General features: G+C 35.2%; 22 protein-coding genes. 10 read left to right on the top strand and 12 right to left on the bottom strand.

Going from position 1 to position 19,346, the window contains the following annotated elements:
* The first annotated feature begins 108 nt into the window (after positions 1–108).
* Genes gpmI through GQ46_RS12645 form a run of 5 tightly spaced genes read left to right on the top strand, consistent with a single transcriptional unit; the run spans position 109 to position 4,338 of the window.
* On the top strand, positions 109–1,626 hold the full coding sequence (gene gpmI, locus GQ46_RS12665; protein WP_044402614.1) for a 2,3-bisphosphoglycerate-independent phosphoglycerate mutase: 1,518 nt from the start codon (positions 109–111) through the stop codon (positions 1,624–1,626).
* Between the two features lie 32 nt (positions 1,627–1,658).
* A complete protein-coding gene (locus GQ46_RS12660) occupies positions 1,659–2,063 on the top strand; it encodes a BT0820 family HAD-type phosphatase (RefSeq protein ID WP_044402611.1) in 405 nt (134 codons plus the stop codon).
* A 9-nt stretch (positions 2,064–2,072) separates the two neighbouring features.
* The gene (map, locus tag GQ46_RS12655; RefSeq protein WP_044402608.1) at positions 2,073–2,891 is read left to right on the top strand and encodes a type I methionyl aminopeptidase; all 819 of its coding nucleotides are present in this window, start codon (positions 2,073–2,075) and stop codon (positions 2,889–2,891) included.
* Between the two features lie 2 nt (positions 2,892–2,893).
* Positions 2,894–3,574 (top strand): SUMF1/EgtB/PvdO family nonheme iron enzyme, encoded by a 681-nt coding sequence (locus GQ46_RS12650; RefSeq protein ID WP_044402605.1) that lies wholly within the window; start codon positions 2,894–2,896, stop codon positions 3,572–3,574.
* Positions 3,571–4,338: a class I SAM-dependent methyltransferase gene (locus tag GQ46_RS12645; RefSeq protein WP_044402603.1), complete on the top strand. Its 768-nt coding sequence runs from the start codon at positions 3,571–3,573 to the stop codon at positions 4,336–4,338. Before GQ46_RS12650 ends, GQ46_RS12645 begins: the two co-directional genes overlap by 4 nt.
* Here the strand turns inward: GQ46_RS12645 and GQ46_RS12640 are convergent.
* The 4 genes from GQ46_RS12640 to GQ46_RS18075 all read right to left on the bottom strand — a co-directional run bounded on the left by GQ46_RS12640 (position 4,335) and on the right by GQ46_RS18075 (position 6,583).
* Positions 4,335–5,321: an FAD:protein FMN transferase gene (locus tag GQ46_RS12640; RefSeq protein WP_044402600.1), complete on the bottom strand. Its 987-nt coding sequence runs from the start codon at positions 5,319–5,321 to the stop codon at positions 4,335–4,337. The two genes, GQ46_RS12645 and GQ46_RS12640, sit on opposite strands and share 4 nt — an antisense overlap.
* Positions 5,322–5,381: 60 nt before the next feature.
* Positions 5,382–5,759, bottom strand: a complete 378-nt coding sequence (locus GQ46_RS12635; protein WP_044402598.1) for a hypothetical protein — start codon at positions 5,757–5,759, stop codon at positions 5,382–5,384.
* A 120-nt stretch (positions 5,760–5,879) separates the two neighbouring features.
* Positions 5,880–6,356 (bottom strand): DUF4846 domain-containing protein, encoded by a 477-nt coding sequence (locus tag GQ46_RS17460; RefSeq protein WP_052503481.1) that lies wholly within the window; start codon positions 6,354–6,356, stop codon positions 5,880–5,882.
* Positions 6,357–6,415: 59 nt separating this feature from the next.
* The gene (locus tag GQ46_RS18075; RefSeq protein WP_255350652.1) at positions 6,416–6,583 is read right to left on the bottom strand and encodes a DUF4846 domain-containing protein; all 168 of its coding nucleotides are present in this window, start codon (positions 6,581–6,583) and stop codon (positions 6,416–6,418) included.
* 250 nt (positions 6,584–6,833) lie between these two features.
* On the opposite strand from GQ46_RS18075, the gene GQ46_RS12625 reads away from it, so the two are divergent.
* Positions 6,834–7,292, top strand: a complete 459-nt coding sequence (locus GQ46_RS12625; protein ID WP_044402596.1) for a hypothetical protein — start codon at positions 6,834–6,836, stop codon at positions 7,290–7,292.
* Between the two features lie 116 nt (positions 7,293–7,408).
* Here GQ46_RS12625 and nqrF read toward each other — a convergent pair whose 3' ends face one another.
* From nqrF to GQ46_RS12595, 6 genes are all read right to left on the bottom strand, one after another.
* Positions 7,409–8,716 (bottom strand): NADH:ubiquinone reductase (Na(+)-transporting) subunit F, encoded by a 1,308-nt coding sequence (gene nqrF / locus GQ46_RS12620; protein ID WP_044402594.1) that lies wholly within the window; start codon positions 8,714–8,716, stop codon positions 7,409–7,411.
* On the bottom strand, positions 8,717–9,436 hold the full coding sequence (gene nqrE, locus GQ46_RS12615) for an NADH:ubiquinone reductase (Na(+)-transporting) subunit E (protein WP_044402593.1): 720 nt from the start codon (positions 9,434–9,436) through the stop codon (positions 8,717–8,719). It abuts the gene before it with no gap.
* A 46-nt stretch (positions 9,437–9,482) separates the two neighbouring features.
* Positions 9,483–10,127 (bottom strand): NADH:ubiquinone reductase (Na(+)-transporting) subunit D, encoded by a 645-nt coding sequence (locus tag GQ46_RS12610; RefSeq protein ID WP_044402592.1) that lies wholly within the window; start codon positions 10,125–10,127, stop codon positions 9,483–9,485.
* A 1-nt stretch (position 10,128) separates the two neighbouring features.
* Positions 10,129–10,929, bottom strand: coding sequence for a Na(+)-translocating NADH-quinone reductase subunit C (locus tag GQ46_RS12605; RefSeq protein ID WP_044402589.1), 801 nt, complete (start codon positions 10,927–10,929; stop codon positions 10,129–10,131).
* Between the two features lie 2 nt (positions 10,930–10,931).
* Positions 10,932–12,146, bottom strand: a complete 1,215-nt coding sequence (locus tag GQ46_RS12600; protein ID WP_044402586.1) for an NADH:ubiquinone reductase (Na(+)-transporting) subunit B — start codon at positions 12,144–12,146, stop codon at positions 10,932–10,934.
* Between the two features lie 76 nt (positions 12,147–12,222).
* Entirely contained in the window at positions 12,223–13,578 is a 1,356-nt protein-coding gene (locus GQ46_RS12595) for a Na(+)-translocating NADH-quinone reductase subunit A (RefSeq protein ID WP_044402583.1), read from the bottom strand.
* Positions 13,579–13,759: 181 nt separating this feature from the next.
* Here GQ46_RS12595 and GQ46_RS12590 point away from each other — a divergent pair, with 181 nt between their 5' ends.
* The gene (locus tag GQ46_RS12590) at positions 13,760–15,010 is read left to right on the top strand and encodes a DUF5103 domain-containing protein (protein ID WP_044402579.1); all 1,251 of its coding nucleotides are present in this window, start codon (positions 13,760–13,762) and stop codon (positions 15,008–15,010) included.
* 97 nt (positions 15,011–15,107) lie between these two features.
* Positions 15,108–15,494: a Co2+/Mg2+ efflux protein ApaG gene (apaG, locus tag GQ46_RS12585; RefSeq protein ID WP_044402577.1), complete on the top strand. Its 387-nt coding sequence runs from the start codon at positions 15,108–15,110 to the stop codon at positions 15,492–15,494.
* Here apaG and GQ46_RS12580 read toward each other — a convergent pair.
* Complete coding sequence (locus GQ46_RS12580) at positions 15,491–16,486, bottom strand: DUF6695 family protein (RefSeq protein ID WP_044402575.1); 996 nt, start codon at positions 16,484–16,486, stop codon at positions 15,491–15,493. The genes apaG and GQ46_RS12580 overlap by 4 nt on opposite strands.
* A complete protein-coding gene (locus GQ46_RS12575; protein ID WP_044402572.1) occupies positions 16,479–17,204 on the bottom strand; it encodes an NRDE family protein in 726 nt (241 codons plus the stop codon). Before GQ46_RS12575 ends, GQ46_RS12580 begins: the two co-directional genes overlap by 8 nt.
* A 181-nt stretch (positions 17,205–17,385) precedes the next feature.
* Between GQ46_RS12575 and pruA the strand changes: the two genes are divergently transcribed.
* Complete coding sequence (gene pruA / locus GQ46_RS12570) at positions 17,386–19,014, top strand: L-glutamate gamma-semialdehyde dehydrogenase (protein WP_044402570.1); 1,629 nt, start codon at positions 17,386–17,388, stop codon at positions 19,012–19,014.
* Positions 19,015–19,181: 167 nt separating this feature from the next.
* On the top strand, positions 19,182–19,340 hold the full coding sequence (locus GQ46_RS17775; RefSeq protein ID WP_156133206.1) for a hypothetical protein: 159 nt from the start codon (positions 19,182–19,184) through the stop codon (positions 19,338–19,340).
* The last annotated feature ends 6 nt before the right edge of the window (positions 19,341–19,346 follow it).

The following is a 19,346-nucleotide window of genomic DNA, read 5'->3' as shown; positions in this document are numbered from 1 at the left end:
AGGATAACTAGTTATAAATTCAACGCAATCGATTGCGCTTAATTATAGTAAAAATACCTATGTTTCAGGGCTATTGTTTTTATATTTGTTAAACGAAATATGCTTAAAATGAACAAAAAAGTCATCTTAATGATACTTGATGGTTGGGGTAAAAGCCCAGATCCTAAAGTATCTGCCATAGACCATGCAAAAACGCCTTTTATAGACAGTTTATATACTAAATATCCAAACGCACAATTGCGAACAGACGGCTTACATGTGGGTTTACCAGAAGGTCAAATGGGCAATAGCGAAGTAGGACACATGAATTTAGGTGCTGGACGTATTGTTTACCAAGACCTCGCCAAAATTAATCTAGCGGTTTACAACAAATCACTTTCAAAAGAACCTGTTTTAGAAAATGCCTTTCAATACGCTAAAAAGAATAAAAAAGCCGTTCATTTTTTGGGTCTACTAAGCAATGGCGGTGTACATTCTCATATTGATCATTTAAAAGGGTTAATAGAAGCCGCTGAAGCTGTTGGTATAGAACAGTCTTACATACATGGCTTTACTGATGGACGTGATGTCGATCCGCATTCTGGGAAATCCTTTATTCAGGATTTGGAAGATTTTAATGCAAATAAAAACAGTCAGATAGCATCAATTACAGGTCGGTATTATGCCATGGATCGCGATAAGCGCTGGGAACGTGTTAAGTTGGCCTATGATGGGATTGTAAAAGGTAAAGGCGAGTTATCTCGAAATCTTACAAAGAGCATACAAGACAAGTATGATGCAGGTATTACCGATGAATTTATTCAACCAATTATTAAAGTAGACGGTTACGGACTTCCGTTAGCCACAATAAAAGAGGATGATGTAGTTGTCTTTTTTAACTTTAGAACAGACCGGGGACGCCAGCTAACTGATGCTTTAACACAGCAGGATTTTCCTGAATATGACATGAAAAAATTAGATTTATATTATGTTACAATGACTAATTATGATGAAAAATTTAAAAATCTACATGTTGTTTTCAATAAGGATAATATCACTGAAACTTTAGGTGAAGTTTTGGAAAAAAATAATAAAATGCAAATTAGAATCGCAGAGACTGAAAAATATCCTCACGTCACTTTTTTCTTTTCTGGCGGAAGAGAGGAACCTTTTATAGGTGAATCACGGCTCTTAAAAAACTCGCCTAAAGTAGCCACTTACGACTTAAAGCCAGAAATGAGTGCCTTCGAATTAACCGATGCACTAGTCCCTGAATTACAAAAAGGCGCCGTCGATTTCGTCTGTTTAAATTTTGCCAATGGCGATATGGTTGGTCACACAGGCTCAATGCCTGCCGCCATAAAAGCATGTGAAGCAGTTGATACCTGCGTTGAAAAAGTAGTTTCAACGGCATTAGAAAATGGGTATACTACGCTGCTTATTGCAGATCACGGTAACTGTGAAACAATGATCAATCCGGACGGGTCACCCAATACAGCACACACCACAAATCCTGTCCCTATTATTTTAATTGACAAAACCTTAAAACATATTAAAGATGGCGTACTTGGCGATATCGCTCCTACTATTTTAATGTTAATGGGAATTGAACAACCTAAGGTAATGACCTGTGAGAGTTTGATATAAAAAATTGTATTTTTGCACTCAATTGTTTTTAAATGAATATTTCCAAAGGACTTATTATCGCTGTAGATTTCGATGGTACCATTGTAGAAGATAGCTACCCTGGTATTGGAGATGAGCGTATATTTGCTTTTGAAACGTTAAAACGTTTGCAGGCAGATGGTCACAGACTTATTTTGTGGACGTACAGACAAGGCAAAAAACTGGAAGAAGCTGTTGCTTATTGTAAAGCCAATGATCTTGAGTTTTATGCTGTTAACAAAAGTTTTCCAGAAGAAGACCTAACAGAAGACGTGAGTAGAAAAATTCATGCCGATTTATTTATAGACGACAGAAATATTGGGGGCATCCTGGGTTGGGGAGAGATATACCAGATGCTAACTAATGAAGCCCCGAAACGCCCCAAAGACAAAAAGAAAAAAGGTTTTTTTAGATTCTAAATTCACACTATGATTATAGCAAAAACAAGAGAAGAAATTGAATTAATGCGTGAAGCGGCACTTGTTGTTTCAAAAACATTAGGCGAAGTTGCAAAAGCGGTAAAGCCTGGTGTGACCACACTTCAATTAGATAAAATTGCAGAAGCTTGTATTCGTGACCAAGGTGCTATTCCTGGCTTTTTAGGCTTGTACGATTTTCCAAATACGCTTTGTATGAGTCCAAATTCTCAAGTGGTACATGGAATTCCGAATAACACACCATTAGTTGAAGGCGATATTATTTCTATAGATTGTGGGGCTATAAAACACGGATTTTATGGTGATCACGCGTATACTTTTGCTATAGGAGAAATAGATGTCGAAACTGAAAAACTACTACAGGTTACAAAAGAGTCTCTGTATGTTGGTATAAAAGAATTTAAAATCGGAAATCGTGTTGGAGATGTTGGCTATGCCATTCAGAAATATTGTGAAGACCATGGTTACGGTGTGGTTAGAGAATTAGTTGGCCATGGCTTAGGTCGCGTGATGCATGAAGATCCTGAAATGCCAAACTACGGTAAACGTGGGCGTGGTAAAAAATTCATTGAAGGGATGGTAGTGGCTATTGAGCCTATGATAAATATGGGAACACAACGCATAAAACAACATAAAGATGGCTGGACTATTACCACTTTAGACGGAAAACCTAGTGCACATTTTGAACATGATGTTGCTATTTTAGATGGTAAACCAGAGATATTATCGACGTTTGCCTATGTCTATGAGGCTTTAGGAATAACGTCTACAGAAGAGGACGCGTTTAGACAGAAAGCATTGGTATTATAAGTATGAACTATTTTTTATTAATTATCTATCTCTTTTCAATTTCCCTTATTAGTCAAAATAAAATTAAAAAAACTGAAAACCCACCAGGAACCATTCGCTTAAATGACAGCTTGTTTATCGATGTTGCACCCATCGACAACATAATGTATAAAGAGTTTTTAGATCGTTCCGATACCATTATGACATCGGAAGTTCCTGAAAAACTAAAAAAAGACAAGCTAAATATCATTTTTTTAGACGCAACTAATAACTATTCAAATAATCCTGCTTATTCTAACTACCCTGTTATTAATATTACTAAAAAGCAAGCTGAGATATATTGTACATGGCGAACACACATGGTTAAATTAGTCTGGTCCATGCAGTCTAAAAGCAAAGGAAAAAGGGTGAATTACCCAAAAAATATTAGTTACAGACTACCTAAGTTAGATGAGTTTAAGCAGGCTGTAAGCCTTTTTGGTTTCTCTAAAAAGAAACTACATCCCTATGATAAAAAACCGATATATCCTTATAGATTAAACTATTATAAGAGAGTAAAAAAAGCTGTATTCTTAAAAAATAATCTTTCAGAATACACATTAGACACTATACCTTTCGGATCAAATTGGAAAAAAGCATCCACTTTTAATGAATTCAATGACTATACTGGTTTTAGATGTGTTTGTGAAGTTGAAAATAAATGAAAAAAATATTCAAAATAATTCTAAATACCATTCCTAGACCCTTATTAATCAGGTTAAGCTACCTTGCACGCCCTATTTTAGCATTCTTTTTAAAAGGCAATAAATACACAGACCCCATAGATGGTAAAAGTTTCAAAACCTTTTTGCCATACGGTTACGGTACGCAGCGTACTAATGTGCTCTCGCCTTCTACCCTTTCTTTAGAGCGGCACCGCTTATTATGGCTCTATTTACAAAATGAAACAGACTTCTTTTCTGCTGAAAAAAAAGTGCTTCATTTCGCTCCAGAACAAGCGTTTTACAAACGTTTTAGACACCTAAAGCATCTCGATTACACAACTACAGACTTATTATCACCGCTTGCCGATATTAAAGCAGACATCTGCAATCTTCCCTTTGAAGATAATACATACGATATCATACTCTGTAATCATGTCTTAGAACACATTCCAGATGATACCAAAGCCATGCAAGAACTCTTTCGGGTTTTAAAGCCTAAAGGCATGGCCATACTTCAAATTCCACAGGATTTAAATCGTAACACGACTTTTGAAGACAATTCAATTACAGATAAAAAAGAGCGGGCTGAAATTTTTGGGCAATACGATCACGTACGTATTTATGGGCGCGACTATTTCGATAAATTGAGAGACATTGGTTTTAATGTTGAAGCTGTAGATTATACGGCCTCACTTTCAAAAGAAGAAATCATTACATATTGTTTAGCAGAAGGTGAGATTATACCTGTGGTTTACAAATCTTAGTTAACAGGAAAATTATTAAGTGACAAAGTCTCTAACTCTTGCTTTTCATTTTCAAAAATAAGATAAGCTTTTAACTCCTGATGATTGGATAAAAATTGTTTCACTTTATCAATGCCCATAGCCTGAAACGCAGTTGCATAACCATCTGCAAGCATACAGTTTTCTGCGATAACTGAAACACTTAGAATATTAGTTTTTGTTGGGTAACCGGTTTTAGTGTCTATAATATGCGCATAGCGATTGCCGCTTTCATCTAATTTGAATTTCCTATACGTTCCTGAGGTTGCCATCGCTTCATCTTTAAGTACAAAGACCTTGTCATAACTTTGAGAACCATCAAAGTTAGGATTTTCAATACCTACAGTCCAGCCCGATTGCTTTTCAAAATTCTCGCCTTTTGCACGTAATTCACCACCAATATTAACCATATAATTGCTAATGTTTTGTTGCTCCAAAAAAATACTAATAACATCTACGGCATAACCCTTAGCAATAGCATTAAAATCTATATAAGGTTTTGGCGTGGTTTTAATAAGCGTATTATTCTTTAGTCCTATTTTATCAAAACCAACAAACTGCATCAAGCTATCCACCTTAACACTATCCAGTTTTGTTTTATTCTGTTCTGAACCAAAATTCCAAGCATTCACGAGTTTTCCAATTGTAGGATCAAACACACCCTCTGTTTCATCATAGATTTGTTTTGAAATGTTAAAGACGGTCACGAAATGGGTATCAACCACTTCTAATTCGTGCCTATTAACTTTTGAAATATCAGAATTAGCTTGATAATTAGACATCGATTTATTGATAATATAAAACAGACTGTCTATTTGTTTTGTATAATTTGGGTTACTCTCAGAATAGTAAGTAATATCATAAAATGTGCCGAAAACCGGACCTGTAAGTTTCGTGTTTTGGGGTTTTTGTTTGCAAGCAACAAGAGAAAGGACAAGTAATAAGAGTACTATAGATTTCTTCATATTTACATTTAATTCGTTGTCTTAAACAGATTACTGGTTCTTGGTCTTCGCAATGACCTGCTAATTTAAATTAGTTTCTAATACCTGAATTCCATTGTATTCAATGAGATACTCTTCATTTAAAAAAATAGGCAACCCTTCACCATTAGGATTTCCTAAACCAACACCTGCATATAATACTTTAGCATCCTGTTCTCTTGCATGCGCTTTAAAGGACTCCATCCAAACGACGTCATAATTATTAGCATTTTCAGGAAGCAGGACGGCTTTAACAATCACAAAGAAATACTGTTTATTAGCATCCATACACACAAATTGCGGGTGTTTTTTCAATTTACTGTTTATCGCTATGAATTCGAATCCACGTTTTTCAAGATCCTTGCCAACGTGATTCATAGCTAAGTTATGAAGTTCTTGTTTTGTAAGTGCTTTACTCATTTTAATTCCGCGAAAGCGGTAACCTTTTTAATTCATGCAAAAATACAAAAAACTTTATCTCAAACCTGTCCGGTTTTTAAAACCAAGCAAAACTATTTAAATCTCACAACACTTGACCGACTAAAGGTGTAATTTGACACTGGAATAACAGCATCCATTTTTTAAATTATACCAAGGTGAGATCGCAGTATCTTCTAAATTCTTGACTAAATGAACACGCTGCGCTGGTGTATTACCTTGAAACAAAAGAAATCGTTTTTCGCCATTCCTATTAATAGCTTCATCTGCAATCATTACAATATGCCCTAGTGTTCCCCCACGAATAAGCATGTCTCCTATTTTTAAATTTTTACCCGCTTTCACTTTTTCTAATGCATTAAATAGTGACAACGTCCCAGAATACATGTAAATTAAATTCAAATAGTTATAAAAATTTTCTTTTGAATGATTGGCTCCAGTTGTTTTATTAAATACAACTTTATTACCGTTAATTTTTGGCCTGTAACCTTCTGCATATTTTATCCATGAGCAATAATGCCCTGAGGTAAAATTAAAGCCTATGCCATCTTTTCTATTAGCATTCCACAGGTATATCACTTCGCACTCTAATTAATGCGTCTGCACACTGTTGTAATCCGTTTTGAGGTACTGAAATATCAAAGATGCCAATACGGACCTTGTTGCCAATAGTATTCGCTATTATCATAATTTATAATTTTACTTCCGAAAGGTTTCAATGCATAGTTTCGTAAATAATCTTCAAAAGACCCCTCTGGATAAATCGCTCTTTCAAAACCTTCAGGAAGATTTACTCTAGATTTAATCGTGAGACTGTCTTTATTTATACCTTTAGATTTAGGTATAGCTACTGCTGTAGTAATTGTGTGTTATTCTAATATAAACGGATAAGTTAAAGCAATAATACTTCCAAGGAAAAAAACAAAGCACAGCATTTTTTTCAAACCAAGTAAGCTTAAATTAAAAGTCGTTTAACTAATAAAACATCCTTTTAAAGAAAATATTATCTGCCTGACCATTATTATTTGTAACTTAATACTGTAAAAATAATGCCCTATGAAACCCTCTCAACGTCTTGAATTCGCTTTAATTAAGTTATATAAAGCTTTTCATAATAATGAACTTCACCCAGAAATTTGTACAAAATGTGCCGTAGGCAATATTTGTAACAATTCTGATTCATGGCAATATCTTACCGACTTTCATGGGTCTGTGGTTCTAAACTATGTTGGCTTAGTAAATCAAAATTTCAATAGAAAATTTCACGGCTATTCACCTTTAGAGTTACTTAAAATTGAAGCGCACTTTTTAGCGGGCTGCGGTTATGAATTACCACTAAACGGAAAAAATAAAAAACCTAAAAACCCAAAAGATAAAGCCGTTTTATTTAATGGCCTTTGTGAAGTTGTGCGTTTCTTATGTGAATTGGATAATGTCCCAAATGTTATGGATTACACCCGGTTATTTGAGTATAAAGATGAAAAACCTAAGTATGCTTTAAGCAGTTTTCATTAACAACAAACCCTGTAAAACTAAAAAAACCAGAACTTTTAAGTTCTGGTTTTTTTTTAACTGTCTCCAGTAAAGAAAGACTTGTCTTAGCAAGACTATAATCTTAAATCGCTTATAGCTTATCCTCCAAAGTCATCAAATCTAATATGTTCATCTGGAATCCCAAAGTCTTCTCCCATTTTCTGAACCGCTTGATTCATTAAAGGTGGGCCACAGAAATACAATTCTATATCTTCTGGAGTTTCATGATGATTTAAATAGTTATCGATGACACAATTGTGAACAAAGCCAACAAAACCATCTCCCGGAGCATCAATATCTTCTTTTACTTTCCAGTTATCTTCTGGTAAAGGCTCAGATAATGCTAAGTAAAATTTAAAATTAGGGAAATCTTTCTCTAACTGATAGAAGTGATCCAAGTAAAATAACTCACGCTTAGAACGGCCGCCGTACCAATATGTTACTTTTCTACCTGTTTTCAAGGTTTTGAATAAGTGATACAAGTGAGAACGCATTGGCGCCATACCTGCTCCACCACCAACATAAAGCATTTCTGAATCAGATTCATTGATAAAGAACTCACCATAAGGTCCAGAGATAACCACTTTATCTCCTGGTTTTTGGTTAAATATATAAGACGAAGCAACTCCTGGATTTACATCCATCCAATCGCCTTTAGCGCGATCAAAGGGTGGTGTTGCAATACGTACATTTAGCATAATCTCACGACCTTCAGCAGGATAAGAAGCCATTGAATAGGCTCTTTCAACTGTCTCCGTGTTTTTCATTACCAAGGGCCATAATTTAAATTTATCCCATTCTGCCTGAAATTTATCTGGAGTTTCATGCTCTTCTGGGTGTGCAGTAATATCCATATCTTCAAACTTTACTGTACATTCTGGAATTTCAATTTGGATGTATCCACCAGCTTTATATCCCATATCTTCAGGGATTTCTACCACAAATTCCTTAATAAAAGAAGCCACATTATAATTACGTACAACAGTAGCGTCCCATTTTTTGATTCCAAACACTTCTTCAGGAATGGTAATTTCCATGTCTTGTTTTACTTTTACCTGACAAGATAAACGGGCGCCATGTGCCAATTCTTTTCTTGAAAAGTGAGGTGTTTCTGTTGGCAATGCTTCTCCTCCACCCGATAATACGTGGCATTCACACTGAATACATGTTCCACCACCACCGCAAGCAGATGGTAAAAATATTTTATTGCTTCCTAAGGTAGATAACAAGGTTCCACCAGAAGACACTTCTATTTCTCTTTCACCATTAATTAAGATCTTTACAGGACCTGATGGCGATAATTTTTGTTTTACAAATAATAATAAACTCACTAATATTAAAGCAATTAATAAAAATGAAACGACTGTTACTATTACAGTTCCTAATGTTCCTGCTGCTAAAATCATCTACTCTACAGTTTTAGTGTTATCCGCTAATTCCTTAGCCTTTTCTGTTTTTGCTTGTTCAACCTTCGCCGTTGGCTCTGTTGTTACTGCTCCATCTTCACCCCCAGTTAACATACCACCAAAACTTAAGAAACCAATGCCCATTAATCCGGTAATAATAAATGTTATGCCCAGACCTCTAAGTGGTGCTGGCACATTAGAGTATCTAATTTTTTCACGAATAGCGGCAATCGCTAAAATAGCTAAAAACCATCCTATTCCTGAAGATACTCCATAATTAAAGGCTAAACCTAAACTTTCTATTTCACGAGATTGCATGAATAGTGAGCCTCCTAAAATCGCACAGTTTACAGCGATAAGTGGTAAGAAAATACCAAGAGAATTATACAATGCTGGTGAGAATTTCTCTACCACAATTTCTACTAACTGCACCATGGTTGCAATAGTTGCTATAAACATAATAAACGATAAAAAACTTAAATCGTAATCTGCATACTCAGCACCTAACCACGATAAAGCGCCCGGTTGCAATAAATACTGGTCTAACAACCAGTTTAATGGTACTGTAATCGCTAATACAAATATTACCGCTGCACCAAGACCAACTGCTGTTGCTACTTTTTTAGATACCGCTAAGTACGAGCACATACCTAAAAATACCGCAAACACCATATTATCAATAAAAATTGACTTGAAAAATAATTCGATGTGTTCTATCATTGTCTTTTATTTTTTAATGCTTTAAAAGAAAAACTCAAGAGGATTTTTAGTCCTCGATTAATGCTTTGTTTCTACTACGTTGTACCCAAATAATAAGTCCAACAATAATTAATGCCATTGGCGGCATTAACATAAAACCGTTGTTTTCATAACCTATTGAATACACACCACTTTTTTCGATTGGATCGCCTAGTACTGGAACTCCGAAAAGTGTTCCAGAGCCAAGCAGTTCTCTAAAGAAACCTACTATTACTAGAATCACGGCATATCCTAAAGCGTTCCCAATACCATCTAAAAATGATTTCCACGGACCATTACCTAAGGCAAACGCCTCAAAACGTCCCATAATAATACAGTTTGTAATAATCAATCCAACAAATACTGAAAGTGTTTTACTCAATTCGTATGCGAAAGCCTTTAATACCTGATCAACTATAATTACTAAAGCAGCAACTACAATTAACTGAACTATAATTCTGATTTTTGAAGGAATAATATTTCGCATTAAAGAAATCACGACGTTACCAATACCTAGTACAAAAAGTACCGCCACACCCATTACTAATGAGGCTTTTAATTCTGCAGTAATTGCTAAAGCAGAACATATTCCTAATACTTGAATAGTAATTGGGTTATTATCTGCTAACGGATCTGTAATTAACTTACTGTCTTTTTTTGAAAGTAGTCTCATATTAGTTAGTTTGTGTTTTTAAATTTTGAAAGTATGGTAAATACAATTTTAAATCTTTCTTTATCATTGCAGATACACCATCACCAGTAATCGTTGCTCCAGCTAAGGCATCAACTTCATTATCGTCTTTTATTTCATTTTTAGGATCATTATTTCCTTTAGCGACTGTAATTCCTTTAAACACTCCTGCTTCAGTTAATAAACGTTCGCCATAAAAATCGTCCATAAAGTAACGCTGTTTAATGTTTGCTCCTAATCCTGGTGTTTCACCCGCATGATCAAAGAATGTCCCTCGAACAACCATATCTTCATCTACAGCTACATAACCCCAAATAGCATCCCACAGCCCTTTACCGCGAATGGGTGCAACATATACTTTTTCACCTTCTTTACTAGTCCCAACAAATAAGGGTAAAAATCTAGCTTCACCATTTTTGGCTTTGGTTTGTTCCTTTTTAATATCGATTAAATAAGGTTCATTACCATTATTAGCATCCATAAATTGCTGACGCGTCATTTCCTTTAAAATCTTGCCATCCTTTACTTCTAATACAATTTGCTCTGTCACTTTAGCAGAAAATTTCTCTTGCACTTTATCTGTTCCCACAAAAACAATATCAGAATCTCCATTTTCATTTATACCCATGGCATAAAGAATATTCTGTTGTTTTTCCATTCGCTTATTTTCAGTAATGGTTGGCTTTAAATAAGATGCTGTAAATGCCAGTACAGAACCAACAACTAAAACCATTGCTATAGCAAAGATTATAGTATATAAATTTTTATCTGTTCTATTTTCCATAGTTATGCTGTTTTAACTTTTAAACGTTTCATTCTACGCTTAATATTCCCTTGAATAACATAATGATCAATTGTTGGTGCGAACACGTTCATTAATAAAATCGCTAAAAACACACCTTCAGGATACGCTGGATTAAAGACACGAATCATTATGGAAATAAATCCAATTAAGAAACCGTAAATCCACTTCCCTTTATTGGTTTGCGAGGCCGTTACCGGATCTGTTGCCATATACACGGCTCCAAATAAGATACTTCCTATAATTAAATGTTGCCAAAACGGCACATTCATTAATCCGTAGAATTTACTTGATTCACCAATCCAACCCGCATCTACAACACCATTAAATATTAATCCCATGGCTAAAGCGCCAATAAGCGTCGAAAAAATAATTCTCCAGCTTCCAACCTTCGAAAAGATAAGTAACCCAGCACCTACTAAAATTAATAATTTTGATGTTTCTCCAACTGATCCCGGAATATACCCAAAGAACATATCCATATAATCAATACCTGCCAAAGAACTGTTTTGCGCATAAGCACCTAACAGTGTCTCGCCAGAAATCGCATCTGGTGTTCCAGCTAGTTCCGTAGCTTGGTGCACCCAAACCTTATCTCCAGACATCCATGTTGGGTAGGCGAAGAATAAAAATGCACGTATGGTTAAAGCAGGATTTAAAATGTTCATTCCTGTTCCACCAAACACCTCTTTACCTATTACCACACCAAAGATCACTGCCACTGCAAGCATCCATAATGGGATATCTACAGGCACAATTAATGGCACTAGCATTCCAGTTACCAAATAACCTTCTTCGACTTCATGACCTTTAATTACTGCGAAAATAAATTCAACAATTAGTCCAACACCATAAGACACAATAACTAATGGCAACACAGTCCATGCGCCAATTACAAAATTGTCCCATGTTAGGAAGTTTCCAAACAAGGACGCTTCACGAATGGTACCCGCTGCAGCATCTATAGCCGCATAGTGTTGGTAACCCGCGTTAAAAATTCCGAAGATTAAACAGGGTACCAATGCCATAATCACAATGTTCATGGTACGTTTTAAATCATCGGCTGCCTTAATATGAGTTCCACCATGGGTTGTCTCATTTGGCAAATATAAAAAAGTATGAATCGCATTAAATGCTGGTGCCATCTTGGTCCCTTTATACTTCTCTTTTAATTTATGTAAATTACTTTTTAAACCCATCTTGTGTATTTTTCATTTTACGTCGTGCAATGAATAATCTTGTTTATTTTAAAATTTGCTACTCAATTTGAATAATCTATCCGATTTCTTGTAGCATTAAATCTAAACCTTTTCTAATGATTTCTTGATGTGGCTGCTTAGACACACATACAAATTCTGTTAAGGCGAAATCTTCTGGCGCTACTTCATACATTCCTAAAGCTTCCATTTCATCTAAATCCTGATACATACAGGCTTTTAAAATTTGCATTGGATAAATATCTAAAGGAAACACTTCTTCGTAAGTGCCGGTAATTACAAAAGCTCTGTGCTCACCGTTTGTATTTGTATTTAAATCGAACTTTTTATTTGGTGTTAACCAAGAAAAAGTAAAAGCTCTTGATGTTGATACTTTATTAAAAATCGGTTTATTCCAACCAAAAAACTCATAATCATCACCTTCAGGAATTACAGAAATTACATTGCTGTAATAATCTAAATTACCATCTGGCTTTACTTGCTTTCCAGTCAATACATTTCCAGAAATAATACGATCGTTTCCATCTTTATCTACACCATTATCGTAAACCATAGTCGCGATTTCACTACCAATAACCGTTTTGAAATAGCGTGGCTTTTTAACAGAAGAACCTACTAATGCCACTGTACGTTGTGCATTGAATTTTCCAGTTAACAGCAACTCGCCAATAATCACTAAATCTTGTGCAGCAATGGTCCAAACGGTTTCTCCTTTATTAACAGGATCAATTTTATTAATTTGCGTACCAACATTTCCAGAAGGATGCGGACCAGACACTTTATGAATGGTAGCATTTGTTAAACCTGCTAAAGGTGAATTACCATTCTTGGCAATACTTACGTGCACTTGACCTAAAGTTAATTTAGACAACGCTGTAATTGCAGCTTGTAATTCTGCTTCCTTACCTTTTAGAACGTAATCTAAATCCGCAGCTAAAGGTGCACTTGCGTATGCCGAAATAAAAATAGCTTTAGGCGAATACTCAGGATTTGCAATAACATCGTAAGGACGTTGCTTTACAAAAGGCCAACATCCAGAGGCTAATAACTTCGCTTTAATATCTTCAGCTTTTGCAGACTCTACGGTCAAAGCACCAAAGTCATGATGCTCTTGCGCTTTGTCTGCTTGAATCTTTACTGCAAGAATTTTACGTTTTTCACCACGTGCAATTTCAATAACTTCGCCAGAAACTGGTGAAGCAAACTTTACGTTTTCGTTGGATTTATCAAAAAAGAGCGCTTGTCCAGCTTTTACTTTTTCTCCAACTTTTACTGATAATTTAGGAATTACACTGTGAAAGTCTTCTGGTCTAACTGTATAAAAGTTGCTTACAATTGCGTTTTCAGTCGCTAATTCTGCTGCACCTTTCAACTTTATATCTAGACCTTTTTTAATCTTAATGTCGTTTGACATGTGTATAAATCTATTTGTTAATAGTTTAGTGAACCGATTTTATGAGGGTAAAAAATCGGTGCAAAAATACGAATTAATAATAAAGATTTCACATAATTTCAATAGATTTTTGGTTAGTTATTTTGAGTTAGAGAGATAGGCATAGATTTTGTTTATCTTTACATGACTAAAACACCTCTAGATGCAAATTAGCCTTAAACACTTTTTACTATTCATTTTATACCCTTGTTTTGTTTTTTCTCAAGTTGAAGAAATAAATCCTCTAAAAGAAATAAAAACCATCACCTTTAAAGGGAATACTCCTGAAAGTCAGCTACCTGTTTTAAGATTAGGAGAGCAGCTTGTTTTAGAGTTTGATGTTTTAAATGGGAACGAAGATGATTATTACTATGAAATAAAACATTATAATTTTGACTGGACCCCCTCTGTACTCATGCAAGCAGAATACTTAAAAGGCTTTAACGAGCAGCGCATCAGACAGTGGGACAATTCATTCAACACCTATCAAATTTATTCGCATTACACACTAACCATCCCTAATGAACAAACGCAAGCCTTAACGAAATCTGGCAACTACCTCATCACTATTTATAATGAATATGATGAAATAGAATTTACCCGAAAGTTTATGATTTATGAAGACATTGCTGATGTAGGCGTTGCCATTAAACGCTCAAGGGACGTTGAGAATATTGAAGAGTTACAATCTGTTGACATTGTTATTAGCTCAAATAAACTCCAGTTTATTAACCCGAAGCAAACGATTAAAACGGTTGTCGTTCAAAATAATAACTTAAATACTGCCATTACAGATTTAGAACCGCAGTATATTTTAGGTAACGAATTACAATACCGATACGTTAAAGAATCTAATTTTTTTGGCGGAAATGAATACCGCTATTTCGAAAACAAAGATTTAAGAGGCGCAAATACTGGGGTTCAATTTATTAGATTAAAAGAACTATACAATAGCTATCTCTATTTGGATATTCCACGTGCAGAGGAGATTTACACGTATAACCCTGATATAAACGGCAATTTTTTAATCACCGCTTTAGATACTGATGCGCCTGAAATTTATGCCGATTACGCAAAAGTTCATTTTAGTTTAAAACTAAATAAATTTAAAAATGGACAAACGGTTCATGTCTATGGTAATTTTAACAACTATGCCGTTGATAAAAGTAACGAAATGATTTATAACGATGAAGCGCAGCTTTATGAAATACCCTTACTTTTAAAACAAGGTTTTTATAGCTATAAGTACGTTGTAAAAGACAAAAATGGTATTGTTGACGAAAATGTTATTGATGGAAATTTTTATCAAACTGAAAATAATTATAAAGTTTTAGTTTATTATAGAAACCTTGGCGCACGTTACGATAGAATTATAGGTGTTGGTGAAGGGAACTCTGTAAATATTACCAATTAATACCGACTAAAAGGTTAATTTTAAACACAATACGCTCTTAAGTTTTATAATAAGTTTATAAAATTTAGTACTTTAGCGCTAGATTACAAGAAAACAAATGGTTCAACAAGTTACACAAGGCATAAAGATTTCTGTAGAAACTAATTTTGAAGGCACATTTTATAAGAACTATAAAATACATTATGCTTTTGGATATCGGGTGACTATTGAAAACCAAAGTAAAGACTCTGTGCAGCTCAATGCAAGACAGTGGACGATTCTTGATGCGTTAAACAATGTTGAAACTGTTAGTGGCGAAGGGGTTATAGGTAAGAAGCCTGTTTTAAAACCCGGTGAATCCCATAGCTATAGTTCTGGATGCTTATTAACGTCCCCTTTCGGGGCCATGCAAGGTTTCTACAGCATGATAAATTTTACTACCACTAAAAAGTTTAATGTTACGATACCCACTTTTAAGTTGAGTGCTCCTTTTGCTATAAATTAATTCGATTTTCTTTCAAAACGAAACACGTTATTGTTTTGTTTAACATGAAAGAAATTACAATTTGAATAATGTACTATGTCATAGGCTTGTTCATAATCAAAATTATTTTCCTGACTTATAAAAAGCGCGTCACAATCTATATTACCATACGGCGAAATACGCCTGTATCTGAATTCTCTTGGCTTTTGCGTTTTATGCAATTCATACCAAGCGCCTGCCGCAATGCCAGACAGCCATTGTGCCTTTTCATGAAGCCCCTCAACACTTCTAGGCTCTAAAGTACCAACATAATTAGGCTTGTGCTCCTTTAATCTATCTAAAAAACATTTAAAATTCTCACTTTGTTGTGTGCCTTTAAATTCTGAAATCACACCTTCTTCAGAGACTTCAAAAGGATAGCTCCCTGTGCATGCCAATAACACATTACCAACCGTGCTTGGTGTAAACCATTTAGATTTTTTAAGAGCTTTCTTTATTTTAACATCATTTACAGAAGCAATTAAACTATCTGTCACAAAGCGGGCACAATTACTTGCTTCTTTTTTAAAAGCAGCATAATAAATAAATTCACGGCTTTGCATCATCGTGATATAGGTTCTGGCTTTTTTATAATCAATGCTATCACAAACAGAAGCCACTAATCTCCCATCACCATGTGTTAGTTTAGGGTGCGTGGCTAAACATCTTAAAATAGCCTCAAGATTTACAATTTTGTTGTTCTTAATCTCCGCTACTATTGGAAAAGCCAATTCATTATCTGTATGACTTCCGCGCACTCTCCCATTAGGCGCTGTAGTAATATAACGTCCGAAATCATGGTATTCCAACACCCCTGTTTCTTTACTAATTAAAACAAGAGCGGCATGACCAGCACGCACGTTTGTTTTACTCCCAATACCTATATATTTTAAATAGGGTGAGTACCATTCTTCAGCATGAGAAACAATAGTGTCTGGATACGCTAGCGTTAAAATAAAAGCGGTATTATTCATCAATAGTTTCTTGTAGATTCAACAATTGAACAGAAGTTTCTAATGTATTTAGGTTACTGAAACGCATTTCGATAACCTTACCAGTTTTTTCAATTTGTGTGATACTTGTGGTTTTTACAAATCCACGATTCATGACAACACCATAATCGTCATTGCCTTTACCCGCGGTTTTATGGAACTCTAAAAGTGTTTTAGACGATAATTTGTGTTTCGATGCAAAGGTTTCAAACCATTTGCGTCTTGCTTGTTTTTTTTCTTCGGTATACAATGTAGAGGATGACCATATTTTAGTTGCTAAAGGTAATTTTTCAAAATGCACACTGGCACCATCCCAAACCAACTCGTAGAAGTATAACTGTGTATTCCAATCTGCTATAACTAGTGTAAAGGGCTCGATGTCATTAAAATTATAGGATTGGATAGCAGATTCGATCGCTTTAGCCGATAGTAAATCTTTAACTACTACTCCGCGACTCTGTCTGTATTCAGCTTTTCTGTTATGGATTTCAAATCCGCCATTCAACAAACAAACGACTCTATTTTTATTGCTAGCTCCAATCCAACTGCCTCCAGACTGTTCGTCTTTAGGTAAAAGCACTTCGGTATCGTTTATGGTATAAAAATCTGGAGCCAAAGCAGTTCGATTTGGCGCTTCGTCTCTGTTTGAGGTGAGCACAAAATCTGTATTGCCTTTATAAAAAATAGTTACTGTACACATAGGTATGGTAGTCCTGAAATGGAGTGGCAACTTACAAAAAAATAGTAAATTATAACAATTGTTTCACAACTCCCCTGTCTAAAAATTCGTTAAATTTTACGTAACTTTGATTTTTTAAAATTCATCTTCGTTTAAGTGAAGATGAACATCAAAATTTACAAATAAAAAAACGCAAACTAAAATGGGAAAAGGATTTTTCAATGTGCCAATCGCCGTTAATGAACCTGTAAGAGCTTATGCTCCTGGAAGTGAACACCGCGAAGCGATTGCTAAGGCTTACAAAGACATGTACAACAGCAAATTAGATGTGCCAATGTATATTAATGGTAAGGACGTAACAACCGGTAACACGAAGCCAATGTCCCCTCCACATGATCATAAACACGTGATTGGGCAGTACCATTTAGCTGAAAAGTCTCATGTAGAAGATGCTATTTCCACTGCTTTGGAAGCACGTAAAACATGGTCTCAAATGCCATGGGAACACAGAGCTGGAATCTTTTTAAAAGCTGCTGAATTAATTGCTGGACCCTACAGATCTAGAATTAATGCGGCGACTATGATGGCGCAATCTAAAACCATTTATCAAGCTGAAATTGATTCGGCCTGTGAATTAATTGACTTTTTACGATTTAATGTCCAGTTCATGACAGAGATGTATCATGACCAACCAGAAAGCACAAGTGATGCCTGGAATCGTTTAGAATACAGACCCCTGGAAGGTTTTGTTTACGCAGTCTCTCCTTTTAACTTTACAGCGATTGCTGGAAACCTACCTTCTTGTATGGCATTGATGGGTAACGTTGTGGTTTGGAAACCTAGTGATTCTCAAATCTATTCTGCAAAAGTCATTATGGATGTTTTTGAAGAAGCAGGTGTGCCGCCAGGCGTTATTAACGTTGTTTTTGGTGATCCAAAAATGATTACTGATACTGTTTTGGCTAGTCCAGATTTTTCTGGCTTACACTTTACGGGTTCTACAGATGTTTTTAAAGCATTATGGAAACAAATAGGAAACAACATTGACAAGTATAAAACCTACCCAAAAATTGTAGGTGAAACGGGTGGAAAAGATTTTATCGTTGCTCATAAAACAGCGAATCCAATACAAGTGGCGACGGCTATTGCGCGTGGTGCTTTTGAGTTCCAAGGTCAAAAGTGTAGTGCTGCTTCTCGTGCTTATATTTCTAAAAGCATCTGGGAAGACGTGAAAGCGCAATTGGTTAAAGACGTTAAGTCTTTTAAAATGGGAGCTCCAGATAATATGGAAAACTTTATCACAGCTGTCATTCACGAAGGTTCTTTTGATAAGTTAGCAAAATATATTGATCAGGCAAAAGCAGATAAAAATGCTGAGATTATTGTTGGTGGTGGTTATGATAAAAGTAAAGGCTATTTTATTGAGCCTACAGTCATTCTAACTGATGATCCAAAATACACCACCATGTGTGACGAACTTTTTGGACCAGTTATTACCATTTACTTATATGATGACGCTAAATTTTCTGAAACATTAAAATTAGTAGATACAACTAGTGACTATGCATTAACAGGAGCTATAATAGCTGCAGATCGTTATGCCATTATTGAAGCAACACAAGCGCTACAAAACGCTGCGGGTAACTTCTATATTAATGATAAGCCAACTGGAGCTGTTGTTGGACAACAACCCTTTGGTGGCGCTCGTGGTAGTGGAACCAATGATAAAGCGGGAAGTATAATAAACTTACAACGTTGGGTATCTCCAAGAATGATTAAAGAAACTTTTGTAACGCCTACAGATTATCGCTATCCTTTTTTAGGGGAATAGTATTATATACTTAAAAATTTACTAAAAAACCTCAAGTAATTCTTGAGGTTTTTTTTTTGTCAATTATCTTGTACTCAAATAAAGTTATCACAAAGGATAAAACTATATTTTTGTTATCATAACACCTTCCATTCATTATAAAAACCACAAAAATTAAAGAACAGTGTATGAACAAAATAAGAATCATAGGAATAGTCATGTTAGCCATTGGAATTGTTTTTCATTTTACATTAAAAACTGAAGCAACAGATTTTCTTACAGGTATTTTAATGGGTATTGGCATTGGGTTACTTCTAACGGGGAGAATAGGTAAATCAGGCCAGTAATAAAAT

It is taken from the genome of Lacinutrix sp. Hel_I_90, assembly GCF_000934685.1.
Taxonomy (GTDB): Bacteria; Bacteroidota; Bacteroidia; order Flavobacteriales; family Flavobacteriaceae; genus Lacinutrix.
The sequence above is the reverse complement of the archived record's forward strand: the minus strand, read 5'-3'. Positions and strand labels throughout refer to the sequence as shown.